Here is a 15,444-nt window from a genome sequence, read left to right on the forward strand (position 1 = left end):
AAACTTGCCCCTACGGGTACTTTGTTTGCGAGAAATCTCCTTAGGACTACAAACTGTTCTTAAAGTTACGTGGTCCCTTGTAGCCAGAGGCATCGGCTAGCTGTTGCAAAGTTTGCTGTCCAGGATAGAACTTACCGTTAATCTCCCAGGTGGGAAACCCAAACCCTTGACCCGTTTGTTTCTCAACTTGAGCAGCAATCGTCTGACAAGCAGCCGTTTGACTCTCTACGCCATCAGGAGCACACTCAACATACGGCAAATCATTCAGTGCTGCTACCCCAAACAGCTTTTTCTGTTGGGTGCAGTGAGGACACCAGTAGGCACTGTACATCTTTGCGCCAGTCTGCTTGAGGTGACGGGCAAGCTGGATTTCTGCTTCGCCAGAGGTGTCTTTAATAGTGGCAAACACTTGTCCACTAGCAGACGCGATATTATAAGCATCCGCAACAGGCTTGCCTACAGGTGCATAAATTGCCAACGTAGCCACTAACGTTACAACCCCAACAATCAGCCCTGAGAACAGAAGCTGACCGATATCGTCCCAGACGCGCCCTAAAAGCGTCAGCACAAAAAGGCTGGCTGAAAAGATCGCTGACGCAATACAGTAGTAGCAAATGCCTTTAACACCAAAGGGCGCCACAAACTTCGTGAACATAATGGTCATGAGGTAGCCGCTGAAGATCAACATGGCAGTTGATCCGAGAAACAGCAGAAACCAGGTCCAGTTTTCCAGGTTCGATCGCAGCTCTTTTTGCTGATCGCCCTGGATAGCTAGTGGGGCAAGTGCGAAGATTGCCATGCTGATATATGCCACCAAGCCAAACAGCGCGAGCGGCAACCCAAACACTGTGGCATAAGGACTGGAAAGCACTTGTTCGCAGCCCCCACTTGGGCAAGCAGTATCAGTATTGGTGAATTTAGAAATGGTGATATAGGCAGTGTTGAGAGCGCCCAGAATGGCAACGCCTCCAAGCAGCGGACGCGACCAGCGCTGAATCCAGGGAGCGGTGCGACGACGATTGGCAAGACCCTTAGACATAAGACATCCTCAAAACCCGGCAGTTCTCCTGAACGTAACAGCGTTACCCTACCATTCTGCCCTATGCAACTTCTGATCGTATAGCAATTCTCATGGGATTGAGTGTCGGCAGAGGGAGCAGGAGAAGCAGGGGGAGCAAGAGACTAAAGAGTTGTTGGTTTTTAGTTTTTAGACGCAAGCTGACTGCTGATTGCTCAATCAACTCAAAACTCTCCCTTAGCCCTCATAGTGCCGTGGTGTATAAACCCAAACGTTGCCATCAGCTCGTGCGATCGTGCGCGTTTTGCTAGAGCCGATTAACAGTACTGTTCGCATATCTGCGTGTGCGGCTGTGAGCTGATCGAGAGCAATAACCTGCACAGATTGACCCGATCGACCCAAATTACGTGCCAGCACTACGGGCGTTGCGGGCGATCGCCATTTCATTAAAATCTCTTTTGCCTTATCTAGTTGCCACGTTCGTTGTTTAGAAACGGGATTGTAAAACGCCATTGCAAAATCAGCTTGCGCTGCTAAGGCAATGCGTTCTTCAATCACTGACCACGGCTTGAGAATATCCGATAGGGAGATGGCGCAGAAGTCATGCCCCAGTGGAGCACCGATCGCCGCCGCTGCTGCCTGCATCGCTGAAATTCCAGGCGCTACATGAATCTCAAGCTGTTGCCAGGCCGGATTTGCCTCGCGATCGATCACCTCAAATACGGCGGCTGCCATCGCGTAAATGCCAGGATCGCCAGAGGAAACAACGACGACTGAGCGACCCTCAGCCGCAAGTTCCAGCGCTTGACGGGCGCGATCGAGTTCCACACGATTATCCGATTCATGCCGCTTGCCTTGAGCAAACGCGCCGACCAGATCTAAATAGGTCTTGTAGCCGACCAGATCCGTGGCGGCTTGCAGCATTGCCTTGACCTCCGGCGACATCCACTCAGCGGCTCCGGGACCTGTACCGACGATCGCCAGCTTACCCGGAACCACAACGGGTTGATAGACCAGATGGGTCGCGCTGCCTGCTACAGGACGATCGCTCACTTCGATCGTGTGAGTACCGTCAGTTGTAAAAGGAAGATTGCTTTGACTAAGCCAGGACGCATCACCAAGGAGTCTCACTGTCGCTCCAGAAATGAGATCGGACGTGAACGCTTTGGCGTGTTCTGGATTGACTAACCGATAACCACGTGGCGGTGCTTCTAACACAATGTTGAAGCGTAGTTGTCCAGTGGCAGTAATGGCAGCGTTGGTATCCAGGGCACGAGCGATCGTCGTTGCCAACTCATTCGCGCCCGTTAAGCCACCCAGAAGCGGTACGACAGCACTACCATCATCTGCCACAACAATAACAGGTGGTTCTGCTCGTTTATCTGTCAGCAGGGTTGCCAGCGATCGAATCAAAATCCCAGCGGCACAGATGCCAATGATGGGGGTTCCCTTGCTGAACAGTTCTCGCACCGTGTCACCAAAGTTGGCGTATGGCACATCAACAGACTGCGTGCGTCCAGCTAAACCATAGATTGTTGCGGCTGGCAGTGCTGCCTGGATTTGCCGTGCGATCGCTACACTGGTTTCGCCAAGAATAATAACAACGGGTGGTCTCATTGTGGTCGATCGTTTGCCTGGCTCGGCTTGTCTTGCAACTCAAGTTGCTGGACAAAGGCTTGATGCGCTGCGGACTCAATGCCCGTTTGTAAGACTGCTAACACCGATCGCATCTCGCCCTGCAACATAGCTTCGACGTTTAGCCACAAGCCTGGAAATACCTGGCTGTGAAGCACACCTTCATCAGGTGCTAACGAAACGTAATCCCCATCCTGTAACTGAAACCAATCAATTTTTTGGTCAAACACTTGCCAGACGATGTATTCCTGCACGCCACTCCGTCGATAGGCTCTTTTCTTGTCGCCCAAATCGATCGCGGCACTACTAGCAGCAACCTCTACGACCAGTTCTGGTGCCCCTTCCACGTACTCATCCTCACTCAACATAGAGCGCCCACCGCTTTCTGCACTAATGAGTAAAACACCATCTGGTTGTGGCTCGTTGTCTATATCCAGACGAACGGTTGGCTCAATGCCCATTTCTACACACGACGTAGCGGCTTCATACACTCCTAGCCAGGTGATTAAGCGCCCATGTGGTTTGGCATGAGGTCTAAAGCGTAACGGTGATGCCATGTACACGACTCCTTCAATCAGTTCGGCTTTTTTCAATTTGGGCATGGCATGGTAACGGCGCTCAAATTCGGGACGGGTCAAGCGATCGCCGTTTTCCAGTGGTGGCAGTGCCGACCCTTTTAACTGAGAAGTCGTGGTTTGAGGCAAGGAAGTCATGGCAACAGTTCCCCGATCTGGGGTGAAGGTGATTCTATTATCAATAATTTCATTGAGGGCGTGTTTGGCTAGGGATGAGAATCAGCGCCCAGTAGGGAACGTCAGCCGGATTCATGTCGGTGATCGGGCGAATCTGCTGGTTTGGCATAGTCGCACGTTCGATGTATAGCGCCCGTGAGAGTAAACCTAGCTCGTCCAGAATAGTGCGGACTTTGGCGAAGTGCCTGCCCAGTTTGATGATGATGGCAGCATCGGCAACAGCGAGGCGATCGCGCAAGGTCGCTTCATCCAGCGTCGCAGGCATAATGCTGAGAACATCGTTGCGATAGGTCAGAGGCGCACCCAGCATTGCAGCGCTAGCAAAGGTCGAAGAAATCCCCGGCACCACTTCAGTATCAAAGCGTCCCGCAAGGCGATTGAAGATGTACATAAACGAGCCATACAGCATTGGTTCGCCTTCACATAACACCGCCACATTGCGTCCCGCCGCAAGATGCTGGGCGATCGTCTCAGCGGCAGCATCATAATGTGGCTGAGACGATCGCTCTACGCTAAACGGTAGCGGCATGGGCACTTCAAGCTGCTCCGGACGGATGAAATCTGCAACGATCGCTCGTGCCAACACTTTGCCGCTTTCCATTGTGGGATACGCAATCACCGGCACCGAAGTTAAAATGCGGTGAGCTTTAAGCGTCAGTAGTTCTGGATCACCGGGACCAATGCCCAAGCCGTAAAGTTTTCCGAGAGGTGGAGGAGTCGGGCGTCGGGCGTCGAGAGTGGGGGAAGAGAGTGTTGAGTGTTGAGGGTTAAGGGTTGAGTGCTGCACTGCTTCCCCTACCTCCTCTACCTTCTGCCCTCTGCCTTCTGCCTTCTGCTCCATGCCTTCTGCCTTCTGCCCCATGCCTTCTGCCTTCTGCCTATCTATTGCCGTCATAATTCATGCTCCTTTGCTAACGCATTCACGGCTGCGGCTGCCATTGCACTACCACCCCGACGACCCTGAATGGTCAGAAAGGGAACCCCTCTGCTGTTAGTTGCCAGAGCGGCTTTTGACTCAGCAGCACCGACAAAGCCAACCGGAAAGCCCAGGATTAGTGCAGGTTTGGGTGCGCCTTCATCTAGCAGTTCTAGTAGGCGAAAGAGCGCGGTTGGGGCATTGCCGATCGCCACCACTGCACCTTCTAAATGTGGTTTCCACAGTTCTAACGCGGCAGCTGATCGAGTGTTCTGAATGGTTTGGGCGATCGTAGGCACTTGTGGATCGTTCAACGTACAAATGACAGCATTGTTTGCAGGCAGGCGTTGACGAGTAACACCATTTGCCACCATTTGAGCGTCACACAAAATGGGCGCACCGTTAATGAGCGCTGATCGTCCTGCGCTCGCTGCATCAGCTGAATACGCCAAATCAGTCACAATATCGGTCATACCGCAAGCGTGAATCAACCGCACGGCTACCGCTTCTAGTGTGGCTGGTAATGTTGCTAAATTTGCCTCGGCTCGAATGATGGCAAACGAGTGTTGATAGATTTCGTTACCATCGCGAATGTAGTCAATCATGCTTACGTTCAGTTGTAATCATCAACATTTCATTACCGCCCTTTTGCAATTCGTAAGGCACTTTTTTGATCGCTAAACGATGCCCTTGATCAGCTAGAGCTTGCATAACTGGATCGAGATGAGGTGATCGCTGGCGCATCAACGTGAGGATGGGGAAAATACGCACTTCTCGACTAACTCTTAGCATTTCTTGAATCGATTCTAGATGAAATTGATAGTCGAACTGTTCTGAATACAAAAATAAAAAGTGTGAACAGACGGCTAAATCATACGTTTGATCAAGCTGTGCTAGATGAGGCAAGGCATCGATTACATAACGTCCGTCTGCTTTCCCAGTTTCATAATCATTAATGAACGTATGAATCGCCTTCACTCGATTTTTGCGTAGGTCATTTGGTGAATGGTGATACGACCAAACCCAATCGTCTGGCGATGCCTTGATCTGACTCATAATATTGTCCACAACGGCATGAAAACGAGACAAGATTTCGACACCGCTGAATTGATAAATCGGATCAATTGAAGTAACGCTATAACCCAATTGCGTTGCTTCAGCGTTAAAACTAGCAGGACCATCGCCCACCCCTAAAAGACGTTGCTTTAGATCAACATCCGTCAGGTTAAACATTTTTATATATTCATCTAGCGATCGCCCAAATGGTACGACCTTCTCCAGTTTCATTGCCATCAGTTTTAGCCTTTAACCCCCATCAAGCCGCAATCTGACGACGAACTAAGAATCTGCTGCAATTCAGCGATCGTATGCCGCTTGACAAAGTGCTTGAAGGTTTCCTGTGAGTGCAATCGTTGGTTTTGGTAAACCCGTAACATCTGCTCAACCAAGCCAGGTAATTGTGTGAAGGCATAGTTTTGATAGAGCGATCGACCGAACTTTGCACTATCCTCATCTGAAGCATCTTCACCAACATAAACGTGATATGCTTCATAGCCATTTTGAGCTACGCCAACCAGTGCAATATCGCTAGTATGATGCTGAGCGCAGGATTTTTCACAGCCGCTGAAATGGATATTAATGGGGCAATCAAGCGCAATATGTTGTTCTAAATAAGTTACTAGTGCTAGTGCATCGGCTTGCGTATTAGTAGCAGATGACTTGCAGCCCGTTGTACCAGAACAAGCCACGATCGCGCTTTGAGGATGCGTTGCAGATGTATGCAAGCCCAACTGTTCAACTTTTTGCTGTACTACTGCTATTTGTGACGTTTGCAGATCAGGAAGCAAGACGTTTTGCCAGGGTGTAAAGCGCAGTATGCCGCTGCCATAGTGTGCTGCAAGTGTTGCTAAGCCACGTAGTTGCTGCGTCTCTAAACGACCGAGGGGAAGTATTGTACCAATGTAAGAAAGTCCGGTTTGCCGTTGCGAATGGATTGCTAAATGTTGATAGCCATTTGTTAGTGAAACGTTGTCAGTTCTTTCACTTCGCTGCAAGGGAAAGGGGAGATGACGTGCAACTGCTTGTAAAAAATTTTCCACACCCCAGTCGTGCAAAAGCTCTTTTAAGCGTGGTTTACGACGTTTTGTAGTGTCGATCGCGCTTGTGTAATCGCGGTAGATCTCTGCTATGGCTGATAGCACCTGTAAACTCTCTTCCGGCTTGATCAGCACCTTGACATCGCAGGGCGCTGCTCCACGCTCACCCAGATTGAGATGGAGACGGAACCACACCGCTTCACCAATTTTCACGGCAACCAGGCTGATATCGTTGGGTCGATCGCGTACCGAAACCGCTTCGCCACCATCAAAGCACACGCTAAATTTGGGCGACAGCACTGCAAAATCGGGACGAGTCGTGAGATAACGGTTCCAGGCAGCAACAAACGGGCGTGTGTCCAGCAATTGCTGGCGATCGATGCCTGCGGTAGGGCTACACATGATGTTGCGAAGTGAGTCTACAGCGGCGATCGGGGCTGCTAAATCAAGATTTTGCAGGCGATCCAGCATTTCTGTTGTAATGCCTGCCTGAAGCTCACGAATTTGCACATTGGCGCGGTTTGTCACTTCTACATAGCCGCCACCAAACTGGTCAGCGAGGTCAGAGATCGCCTCACACTGCGGCACTGTCAGCAGTCCACCCGGTATTCTCAAGCGCAAAAGCAGCCCATCCTGTGCGGCTGACGGCTGAAACAAACCGGGACACGTGGCAAATGGTGATACGGCTAAGGCTGACAAAACTTTTACTCCTTCCCCGTGCGACGCAGGGAGTAGACGACAAAGGCATCCCACAGATACCAGCCCAGTCGGCATTCTGACTTGGAAAGGCTAAGGGCTAAAGGCTAAAAACTAAAGATAAAAATTTATCCTTTAGCGTTTATCCTTCATCCTTTGCTTCGTCCTTTCTCTTCACAGTTGCGGCACAGTACCGGAATCACACCGGACTTTCCCGACTTGAGGCTTCAGTAACTTAGCATGAGAAGGCAGACAAGACGCGAGATGCCAACTTTTGTAATGAGTAGGTCAGTTTTCAGCGATCGGCTATTGGCTATCAGCAATCAGCGGTCAGCGATCAGCCTGAGAGTTTGAATACCTGCTTCACTAGCGGCATACTTTATCGGCTTTTAGCTCTTAACTCGAGGCTGACTGCTGAAAACTAACCGCTGACGGCTTCGTTTTCACTAGCGGATACCTTATTAGCTTTTAGCTCCTAGCCTGAGGCTGACCGCTGAAAGCTGACCGCTGACGGCTCCATTAAACTCTTTAGTGCTGCTACATGACTCAGAAATGGCTTTCGGTAGTGGGGATTGGCGAGGACGGGTTAGCAGGACTCAGCACGATCGCTCGTTCTCTAGTTGATCGCGCTGAAGTGCTAGTGGGGGGCGATCGACATCTGGCTATGCTGCCGACAGACGCTCGCGAACGCCTGGTTTGGACATCGCCTCTGCGGGACTCGATCGAAGCAATTTTGCATCATCAGGGGCAAGCCGTCTGTGTGCTGGCCAGTGGCGATCCCATGTGCTACGGCATTGGGGTCACGCTGCTTCGTCACATCCCTTTAGCAGAAATGACGATTCTCCCGGCACCATCGACCTTTAGCCTTGCTTGTGCCCGACTCGGTTGGTCGCTTACGGAAGTCGAAACGGTCAGCTTGTGCAATCGTCCGCCTGCCTTGCTGCACGCCTATCTATATCCGGGTGCTAGGCTCTTGATCTTGAGTGAAGGTCAGCAAACACCCGCGATCGTTGCTGCACTGCTGACTCAACGCGGCTTTGGCAATAGTTCAATGACAGTTTTAGAACGGTTGGGTGGCGCTTACGAACGTCATGTAGTGGGCACTGCCTCAACATGGAGCGAGACGAATTTAGCCAACCTCAACGCGATCGCGGTTGAGTGCGTTGCCCATTCAGGCGTAACAGCCCTGCCGCGTACACCGGGCCTCCCAGACGATGCTTATCACCATGATGGACAACTGACCAAGCATGAGGTACGGGCGCTTACCCTGTCGGCGCTTGCGCCCATGCCGGGAGAACTTTTGTGGGATGTAGGCGCAGGCTGTGGGTCGATCGCCATTGAATGGATACGGAGCCATCCCCGTTGTCGGGCGATCGCCATTGAGAAAACCAGAACCCAGTATATTGCCGATAATGCAGCGGCACTCGGCACACCGGGGCTACACATCATCAACGGCAAAGCACCTGATGCGCTCCAAGATTTGCCTCAACCCAACGCTATTTTTATTGGTGGTGGTACCACTACCGACGGCATGATTGAAACCTGCTGGGCAGCGTTGCCGCAGGGTGGTCGTCTGGTTGCTAATGTGGTTACGATCGAGGGTGAACGGCTCCTCTTTCAATGGCATGAAAAACTAGGCGGCACCTTTACGCGCATTGCTATTCAACGTGCCGAACCGATTGGGCGTTTCTTGGGTTGGCGATCGCTCGCACCAATTACACAGTGGGCAGTAGTCAAACCCTAGCTAAGACCGCCGCTAACCGCAGCTATAAAGGATGAAAAGCCTTTCGCTCCCAACGTTGGGAACATTGATTGCCACTAAAATTCTCAGATAGATAGCCGATTAGTTTTGTAAACGTATGCTGTGCTAGTGATCGGTTCTCTTGCCGATCGCTGAAAGCCGACTGCTGAAAGCTGACCGCTTTTCAAAGCATTCGCTTTACCCACTCCACTGCACTAGCAACATCTGAGACTCGATCGCCAGATGGCATTGCAGGACGCTGCACCATCACGATCGGTAGCTCTAGCTCTCTTGCTGCCATAACTTTGGCGTAAGTGGCAGCACCACCGCTGTTTTTGCTGACGATCGCCTCAATCCTGTGCTGTTTCAGAAGCGCAATCTCGTTTTCTAGCGTATAGGGACCGCGATCGAGCAGCAATTCGCCATTTGGTAACGCCATGTCGGTGGCTGGTGGATCAATCGACCGCATGAGGAACCAATGTGGTAACAGCGCGAAGGGTGCAAGCTGCTGTCTGCCAATGGTAAGAAAGATGCGCCTGGCATTTGTTGGAATAGCTTGGGCGGCGGCTTCGACAGTCTCGACCTCAATCCAGCGATCGCCCGCAACTTTCTCCCACTCTGGTCGCACCAGCATGAGATGAGGAAGACGCGCCTCAACTGCCGCCATTGCTGCATTCCAAGATATCTGTGCAGCGAATGGATGCGTGGCATCAATCAAGATATCAATGCGCTGCTGTTTGAGATAAGCAAGCAAGCCATCAGAGCCACCAAAGCCACCAACGCGCACTTCTCCAGGTAGCGCAGACGGCTGCTGTGTCCGTCCAGCTAAAGCGGTGGTGATCTCTACTCCTGGCAAAATCGAGAGTTGGGCAGCGAGTGCGGCTGCATCGCCTGTGCCGCCTAAAATGAGCACTTGTGTGGTTTCAGAATTCACTGCGTCGCTTTAGAAGAACTGAATGCGAAACCTTTTATCCGGCTGGATAGTCTTGGTAGGCGTTACTTGCTGTTGGGCAACGTATCAAGGATGACAGCGGTGCAAAGCGTGTCATCCCTGATACAAGACGATCAAGATGATGCGCTATTTTGTTGCCAGCTTCGCCGTATCGAGATTAATGAACGGCAGCGCCCCATTGCCACCCATAACCTGTGGAAACTTGCCGTCCCATTTCTCGATCGCCTGTTTCTGTAGCAGTTCTGGTGTCAGCGTCTCACGCAGCAAGCGTTGGGCTTCTGCTTGTCCTTTCGAACGGTTGATCGTTGCTTCGGCTTCTTGCTCGGCTTCCTGGGCAACATACACAGCTCGTTGGGCGCGCTGTTCTGCAATCTGCTTTTCTTCTACCGCATTAGAAAATTCGGGCGAAAATTTCAGATCAACGACGCTGGTATCAAGAATGATGATGCCGTATTTATTCAGGCGATCACCCAGTGCCATATCAAAGTCCTGCTTCAGCTCATCACGCTTAGTAATCGCTTCTTCAATGGTGCGCCGTGCCGCCGCAATCTTAAACGACTCCTGCGTTTGAGGCGCAATAATCTTCGACACAATGTTTTGCAAACTGCCCTGTGTGCGTCGGATATTCACAACCTGAGCTGGATCTAAGCGAAAGTTGATGGCAAAGCTGGCAGTCAAGTCTTGCAAATCGCGGGTAGAACTTTGGGCAGGCACTTCAAACTTCTGCACGGTCAAATCGTAAATGTCGACTCTGGAGACAAACGGTGGCTTGATATGAATGCCTTCCAGCAGTTCACCATCACGCGCTTTACCGAGAATGCTAATAACCCCAGCCTCACCGGGGTTGATGATGACAAAGGCATTCAGCCCTAACAGCGCCACGATGCCGACGAGCACCAGTAGTGCAGTCGTCTGCCAGGTTTGCGCTTGCTGACTACTCACGATTGAAACTCCTTTGTATTGATCACTGCTACGACCATAGGCGATCGACGTTGCATAATGCTTGCCTACAGCAAAGACGATCGCTTGAAGGTGGCAGCGATCGCGCCAGCACTATCAAAAGTGGCGATCGCTAACGTGGTGGAAGGGATCAAGAGGATCAGTGAAAGCTGTTTTTTCTGGCAAACAACGATCGCTTATCGATAGGCAAGCTCCTGAAATTCCTCATGTTCAGGAAAAGGGTAAACCCTCAGATTATGGTTCTGGTTGATATTGAGCCGTCGGTAAAACATTGGGTGCACCACACAGCAATCTGTAACAAGTAGCGGTAGTCGTGTTTTTGAACTATATTCAAAATCTGCTTCTACAAAGCCCGATTTTTGATCAATATTTCGTACTCGTCCAATAATGCCTAGTTCAGCAATGAGTTGCCGAAACGCGAAGGGAGAATATTCTCCAGTCGGCCATTCCGATGAAGTAAGCGGTGCTCTTTTATCTAATTCATTCCCTTTAAAGATCATCGGTAAACCTGACAGCGCTTCCACAATTCTGCCAACTTTTGGGTAAACGGCACTGTAAGAGTTAAGCACTTCTTCCGCCAAAGCATATTCACCTTCTGCAACAGCCTTGATAATCGTTTCTGGACGAAAAGCTGGGAATGTTTTTTCTCTAGTCGCTCGAGCTGCGATCGTATTACAGAGTACAATCAGTTGCCGAGGACGCATTTGCGTATGACGCAGCACATAAGGAAACGATAGCTCAGACAAGCCTCTATGATTCCGTAGGCTGTTGCCAAAATAAGGGTTCCACATCTTCTCGCGGACTTCGTTATAGTCATCCCATTTGATGTTTGTAGACTCTTTGGAGAGCTGACCCACTGCGCGTAAATAATGATGAAAGCGCCAGCTAATAAGCCGCAGTAGATCTTTTGGTCGCCAATGCAAATAGACTTCATGTCGCACAAATTTCAGCGTGTTTAGAATGACTTCTTCCTTCAGGTGAGGGAAAACTTCAGCCATCAAAAAGATCTTTAAATGCACTCCATTTCTAGCATGATCGCGATTGAACTCAGAACCGCACTGAATCAGCGCTGCCGTTGTTCGCATCATAATGTCGTCATTAACAGCGTAATTTTCCAATGTGTCGATCGCTACAATGATCGGTTTTTTGCGTGCTATTTCCAGTACGGCAGCTTTACCAGCGGTAATTCTTTCGTCTGAAAGAATCGCTTCTAACTCACTCAGTAAATCACCTTTGGTATCCAAAAAATGATTAACCAGAGCGCTGAGTGTATGGCGAATGAAGTTGGAGACTTTGCTATTGTGATCGCCAAAGATACAGGCAGCCCGAATCCGTATATCCTGATCCTTCAGTTCTTTAAAGATGATGAGCCAAATGAGAAAGTCCCATATTTTTGCAATTCTAGGAATGGCAACTTCGCGAGACTGCATCGTGAGTTTAGAAACTTTTTCTAAAATCTGTTCAAACGCTACAGGCTCATCAACATCAATTGCGATCGTGTTGCGAAGTTGCTTTTGAAAGGAGAAGAATTGAGAGAGGGCAGTTTTTCCCGATCCTCATCTGCCCACGATAAGGAAGGCATTTAGATCAAGCGCTAAACTATTGAATCGAGTTTCGTAAAAGAAATATTCGCTGTACTCTTGCTTGAGGAGTTTCACTTCAGATTCGCAATCTGCTTCTCCAAAAGGACTCACTTGCTTGACAGTTTCCTGGTGCAATCGGGTTCTCCTCTATCTTCAAGCTAAAGCTGTACGCCCACATTATGAGTGAGGGTGCTTAACTATCTAATTACCCGCGCGGGTAGTTTGTTTGATTAACCGTTTCTGCAACCCGACAGTTTGTTTGTATGTTTAGGCTTCAGGGATGAAGTCGATATGCGAATGGCTTGCGCTGTCCTCAACTTCGACGACACCACATAGCGGTTAGTTTTTATAAAGATGGTGCAAATTGACAACACGATCGCGCCTCGCAATGTGTCATCCTGCTAATCGTTGACTTCAGAAGAGCGATCGCCCCTCACAGCTATAGAAGCGTACCGCATAGCAGCGGCATGGTAGGCATATCAAGACCAATGTCGGTTAGTTTGCATACAAACATTTTATGTGTTATTCTGTTTGCATACGAAGTGTATGACTTAGTATATTTCTACAGGAGGCACTGATCATGCTCACAGTTCGTAAAGCTGAAGACCGGGGACACGCTAACCACGGGTGGCTAGACTCCTACCATTCATTCTCATTTGCCAACTATTACGATCCACAGCACATGGGCTTTCGTAGCCTACGGGTCATCAACGAAGATATGGTTGCCCCTGCTAAAGGTTTCCCAACACATCCCCATCGGGATATGGAAATCATCACCTATGTTGTTTCCGGTGCCGTGGCTCACAAAGATAGTATCGGCAATACAGAGAAGGTTGGTGCTGGTGGTGTGCAGCGCTTTTCGGCAGGCACCGGGATTACTCACAGCGAGTTCAATCCCTCCACGACAGAAGGATTGCATTTGCTGCAAATCTGGCTTTTGCCAGAACGGCAAGGCATCACGCCCAGCTACGAGCAAAAGGAGTTCCCAGCAGAAACAAAACGCAACCAATGGCGGGCTATTGCAAATCGTGAGGCAACGGATGGTGCAGTCAAACTGCATCAAGATGCCGCAATCTACGCCACGATTCTAGAGCCAGGTGAGCAGCTTACCTATACGCTGCAAGCCGATCGCCATGCCTGGGTGCAAATTGTGCAGGGCGAGGTGACGCTGAACGGCACCACACTCGACAAGGGTGATGCGGCTGCAATCAGTAACGAAACTGAATTAGCTTTTGCAGCCAGCACCGATGCAGAAATCCTGCTGTTTGATCTGGCATAACAGTAAGTAGGAAGGGGTTGGGGAGAGAAGGCTAAAGGCTAAAGGCTAGAGCAACTCCCTGCCCCTTCCTTCCCTGCTTCCCCCTCTCCTCATTCCGCTGCTACAACTCAAAACTCAAAACCTAAAACTTCCAACGGAGGCACCTCATGGCACTCGGTATGATGGTCGATGGCAAATGGACAACAGAATGGACAGAGCATGACAAGACGGGCAAATTTAACCGAATGCCAACAAAGTTCCGTCACTGGATTACGGCAGATGGGTCGAGCGGGTTTAAGGCAGAAGCAGGACGGTATCATCTCTACATTTCGCTGGCGTGTCCGTGGGCGCACCGGACGCTAATGATGCGTCAGCTTAAAGGGTTAGATGAAGCGATCGGGCTGTCGATCGTCGATCCTATTTTGACGGATAAGGGCTGGGGCTTTTCGGATGCACCAGGCTGCCTTCCCGATACAGTAAACCACGCTCAATACTTGCAGGACCTTTACGTTAAAGCAGATGATCGCTACACCGGACGGATCACGGTGCCTGTGCTGTGGGATAAGCAGACCCAGACGATCGTCAACAATGAGTCGCGTGAAATTATTCGGATGTTTGATACTGCCTTTACGGCAATCGCCAAACCAGACACAGATTTCTATCCTCCAGCCTTGCAAGACACAATTGATCGGACGATCGACGCGATTTATATGCCTATTAATAACGGCGTGTATCGGTCTGGGTTTGCTACATCTCAAGACGCTTACGAAGAAGCAGTAACAGAACTGTTTGAAAACCTTGATCGTTGGGAAGCCGTTCTAGGTCAGCAGCGTTATTTGTGTGGCAATCAACTCACTGAAGCAGATATCTGTCTCTTTACAACCTTGATACGCTTTGATGCTGTGTATCACGGGCACTTCAAATGCAATCTCAAGTGCCTTGTTGATTACCCAAATTTGTGGAATTACCTGAAAGATATCTATCAATATCCCAGCATTAAAGCAACGTGCAATTTAGACCACATCAAGCGCCATTACTATATGAGCCAGACGCAGGTAAACCCGAATCGCATTGTTCCAAAAGGTCCATTGATCAATTTTGATGAGCCCCACGATCGCGCCCGTTTTTAAGGCGATAAAGCTAGAGGCGATCGCAAAACCCAACTTATTTTGGTAGCAATTTTTTAGCAACAAACTGTTATAGCGGTTGGCTAATGTTTCCTACAAATCTCTGCCGATAGCAGGATTGCGAGCGCCGAGCCTTGTGGCAGTGTAGAAGTAGTTGACTTATTCCCTTTCGCTCAATTCCGATTTTTGTCGTGTGTCTTGTGTAGTAGCCAACTGACGCTTCACTTTGCGCGAAGCAAGCAATGGACATTCCAAGAGGCAAATATGAACCTTAAACTTTCTCCCGCGCTTTTAATCGCCGCTGCTCTGGCGATCACCGCTCCAGCGCAGGCTGCAAATCCGGCTCACGTACAGCGCCTACTCGAAACGCGATCGTGTGCTGGGTGCGATTTATCCGGCGCAGACTTAACAGAGGCGCACCTGCTTGGCGCTGACCTTAGAAATGCCAATCTGCAAGGTGCTAATTTGACCAATGCTAACCTCGAAGGTGCTGACTTAACGGGTGCTAATCTTGAAGGTGCTAATCTTTCGGAAGCCTTTGCTAGTAACGTTAGCCTCAATCAAGCGAACCTTACAGATGCCAATTTGAAAGATGCTAATGTGAGTAATGCTGAAACCGCTGGTGCTAAAACCAGTGGTGTGGATATCACAGGGGCACTCCTGGAAGGTAGCGGTATCAGCGTTGGTAGTGACTAGACCAAAGCAGTCGA

14 protein-coding genes, 1 pseudogene and 1 riboswitch are annotated in these 15,444 nt (G+C 50.0%); of the genes and pseudogenes, 5 read left to right on the forward strand and 10 right to left on the reverse strand.

The annotated features are described in order from the left end of the window. Positions 1 to 46: 46 nt before the first annotated feature. The 7 genes and pseudogenes from H6F76_RS27065 to cobG form a co-directional block, all read right to left on the reverse strand. Positions 47 to 1,039, reverse strand: a complete 993-nt coding sequence (locus H6F76_RS27065; protein ID WP_190513010.1) for a vitamin K epoxide reductase family protein — start codon at positions 1,037 to 1,039, stop codon at positions 47 to 49. Positions 1,040 to 1,255: 216 nt separating this feature from the next. Next, positions 1,256 to 2,635: a precorrin-3B C(17)-methyltransferase gene (gene cobJ / locus H6F76_RS27070; RefSeq protein ID WP_190513012.1), complete on the reverse strand. Its 1,380-nt coding sequence runs from the start codon at positions 2,633 to 2,635 to the stop codon at positions 1,256 to 1,258. After that, positions 2,632 to 3,366: a Uma2 family endonuclease gene (locus H6F76_RS27075; protein ID WP_190452834.1), complete on the reverse strand. Its 735-nt coding sequence runs from the start codon at positions 3,364 to 3,366 to the stop codon at positions 2,632 to 2,634. The genes cobJ and H6F76_RS27075 overlap by 4 nt, the downstream gene beginning before the upstream one ends. A 49-nt stretch (positions 3,367 to 3,415) precedes the next feature. Then, positions 3,416 to 4,111 (reverse strand): annotated as a pseudogene (locus tag H6F76_RS27080) (precorrin-2 C(20)-methyltransferase); the annotation flags it as partial. Between the two features lie 185 nt (positions 4,112 to 4,296). Continuing rightward, positions 4,297 to 4,926, reverse strand: a complete 630-nt coding sequence (locus H6F76_RS27085; protein WP_190513014.1) for a precorrin-8X methylmutase — start codon at positions 4,924 to 4,926, stop codon at positions 4,297 to 4,299. Beyond that, a complete protein-coding gene (locus tag H6F76_RS27090; protein WP_190513016.1) occupies positions 4,919 to 5,614 on the reverse strand; it encodes an SAM-dependent methyltransferase in 696 nt (231 codons plus the stop codon). Before H6F76_RS27090 ends, H6F76_RS27085 begins: the two co-directional genes overlap by 8 nt. Positions 5,615 to 5,619: 5 nt before the next feature. After that, positions 5,620 to 7,116, reverse strand: coding sequence for a precorrin-3B synthase (gene cobG / locus H6F76_RS27095; RefSeq protein ID WP_199322532.1), 1,497 nt, complete (start codon positions 7,114 to 7,116; stop codon positions 5,620 to 5,622). A 48-nt stretch (positions 7,117 to 7,164) separates the two neighbouring features. Then, positions 7,165 to 7,367, reverse strand: a riboswitch (cobalamin riboswitch). Between the two features lie 287 nt (positions 7,368 to 7,654). Between cobG and cbiE the strand changes: the two genes are divergently transcribed. Next, the gene (gene cbiE / locus H6F76_RS27100) at positions 7,655 to 8,857 is read left to right on the forward strand and encodes a precorrin-6y C5,15-methyltransferase (decarboxylating) subunit CbiE (protein WP_190513020.1); all 1,203 of its coding nucleotides are present in this window, start codon (positions 7,655 to 7,657) and stop codon (positions 8,855 to 8,857) included. A 181-nt stretch (positions 8,858 to 9,038) separates the two neighbouring features. On the opposite strand, the gene H6F76_RS27105 is transcribed toward cbiE, so the two are convergent. Together H6F76_RS27105 and H6F76_RS27110 are read right to left on the reverse strand one after the other, a co-directional pair. Continuing rightward, positions 9,039 to 9,788: a cobalt-precorrin-6A reductase gene (locus tag H6F76_RS27105; protein WP_190513022.1), complete on the reverse strand. Its 750-nt coding sequence runs from the start codon at positions 9,786 to 9,788 to the stop codon at positions 9,039 to 9,041. A gap of 144 nt (positions 9,789 to 9,932) precedes the next feature. Then, positions 9,933 to 10,748, reverse strand: coding sequence for an SPFH domain-containing protein (locus tag H6F76_RS27110; RefSeq protein ID WP_190452845.1), 816 nt, complete (start codon positions 10,746 to 10,748; stop codon positions 9,933 to 9,935). Positions 10,749 to 10,805: 57 nt separating this feature from the next. Between H6F76_RS27110 and H6F76_RS27115 the strand changes: the two genes are divergently transcribed. After that, the gene (locus tag H6F76_RS27115) at positions 10,806 to 10,952 is read left to right on the forward strand and encodes a hypothetical protein (RefSeq protein WP_190513024.1); all 147 of its coding nucleotides are present in this window, start codon (positions 10,806 to 10,808) and stop codon (positions 10,950 to 10,952) included. On the opposite strand, the gene H6F76_RS27120 is transcribed toward H6F76_RS27115, so the two are convergent. After that, positions 10,943 to 12,196 (reverse strand): hypothetical protein, encoded by a 1,254-nt coding sequence (locus tag H6F76_RS27120; RefSeq protein ID WP_190513026.1) that lies wholly within the window; start codon positions 12,194 to 12,196, stop codon positions 10,943 to 10,945. The genes H6F76_RS27115 and H6F76_RS27120 overlap by 10 nt on opposite strands. Positions 12,197 to 12,929: 733 nt before the next feature. Between H6F76_RS27120 and H6F76_RS27125 the strand changes: the two genes are divergently transcribed. The 3 genes from H6F76_RS27125 (at position 12,930) to H6F76_RS27135 (ending at position 15,430) form a co-directional block, all read left to right on the forward strand. Beyond that, positions 12,930 to 13,628: a pirin family protein gene (locus H6F76_RS27125; protein WP_190513028.1), complete on the forward strand. Its 699-nt coding sequence runs from the start codon at positions 12,930 to 12,932 to the stop codon at positions 13,626 to 13,628. A 146-nt stretch (positions 13,629 to 13,774) separates the two neighbouring features. Beyond that, positions 13,775 to 14,737, forward strand: coding sequence for a glutathione S-transferase family protein (locus H6F76_RS27130; protein WP_190513030.1), 963 nt, complete (start codon positions 13,775 to 13,777; stop codon positions 14,735 to 14,737). 261 nt (positions 14,738 to 14,998) lie between these two features. Beyond that, positions 14,999 to 15,430 (forward strand): pentapeptide repeat-containing protein, encoded by a 432-nt coding sequence (locus H6F76_RS27135; protein ID WP_190513031.1) that lies wholly within the window; start codon positions 14,999 to 15,001, stop codon positions 15,428 to 15,430. Positions 15,431 to 15,444 lie beyond the last annotated feature (14 nt).

Source organism: Leptolyngbya sp. FACHB-321 (genome assembly GCF_014695975.1).
In the GTDB taxonomy this organism is placed as follows: Bacteria; Cyanobacteriota; Cyanobacteriia; order Leptolyngbyales; family Leptolyngbyaceae; genus Stenomitos.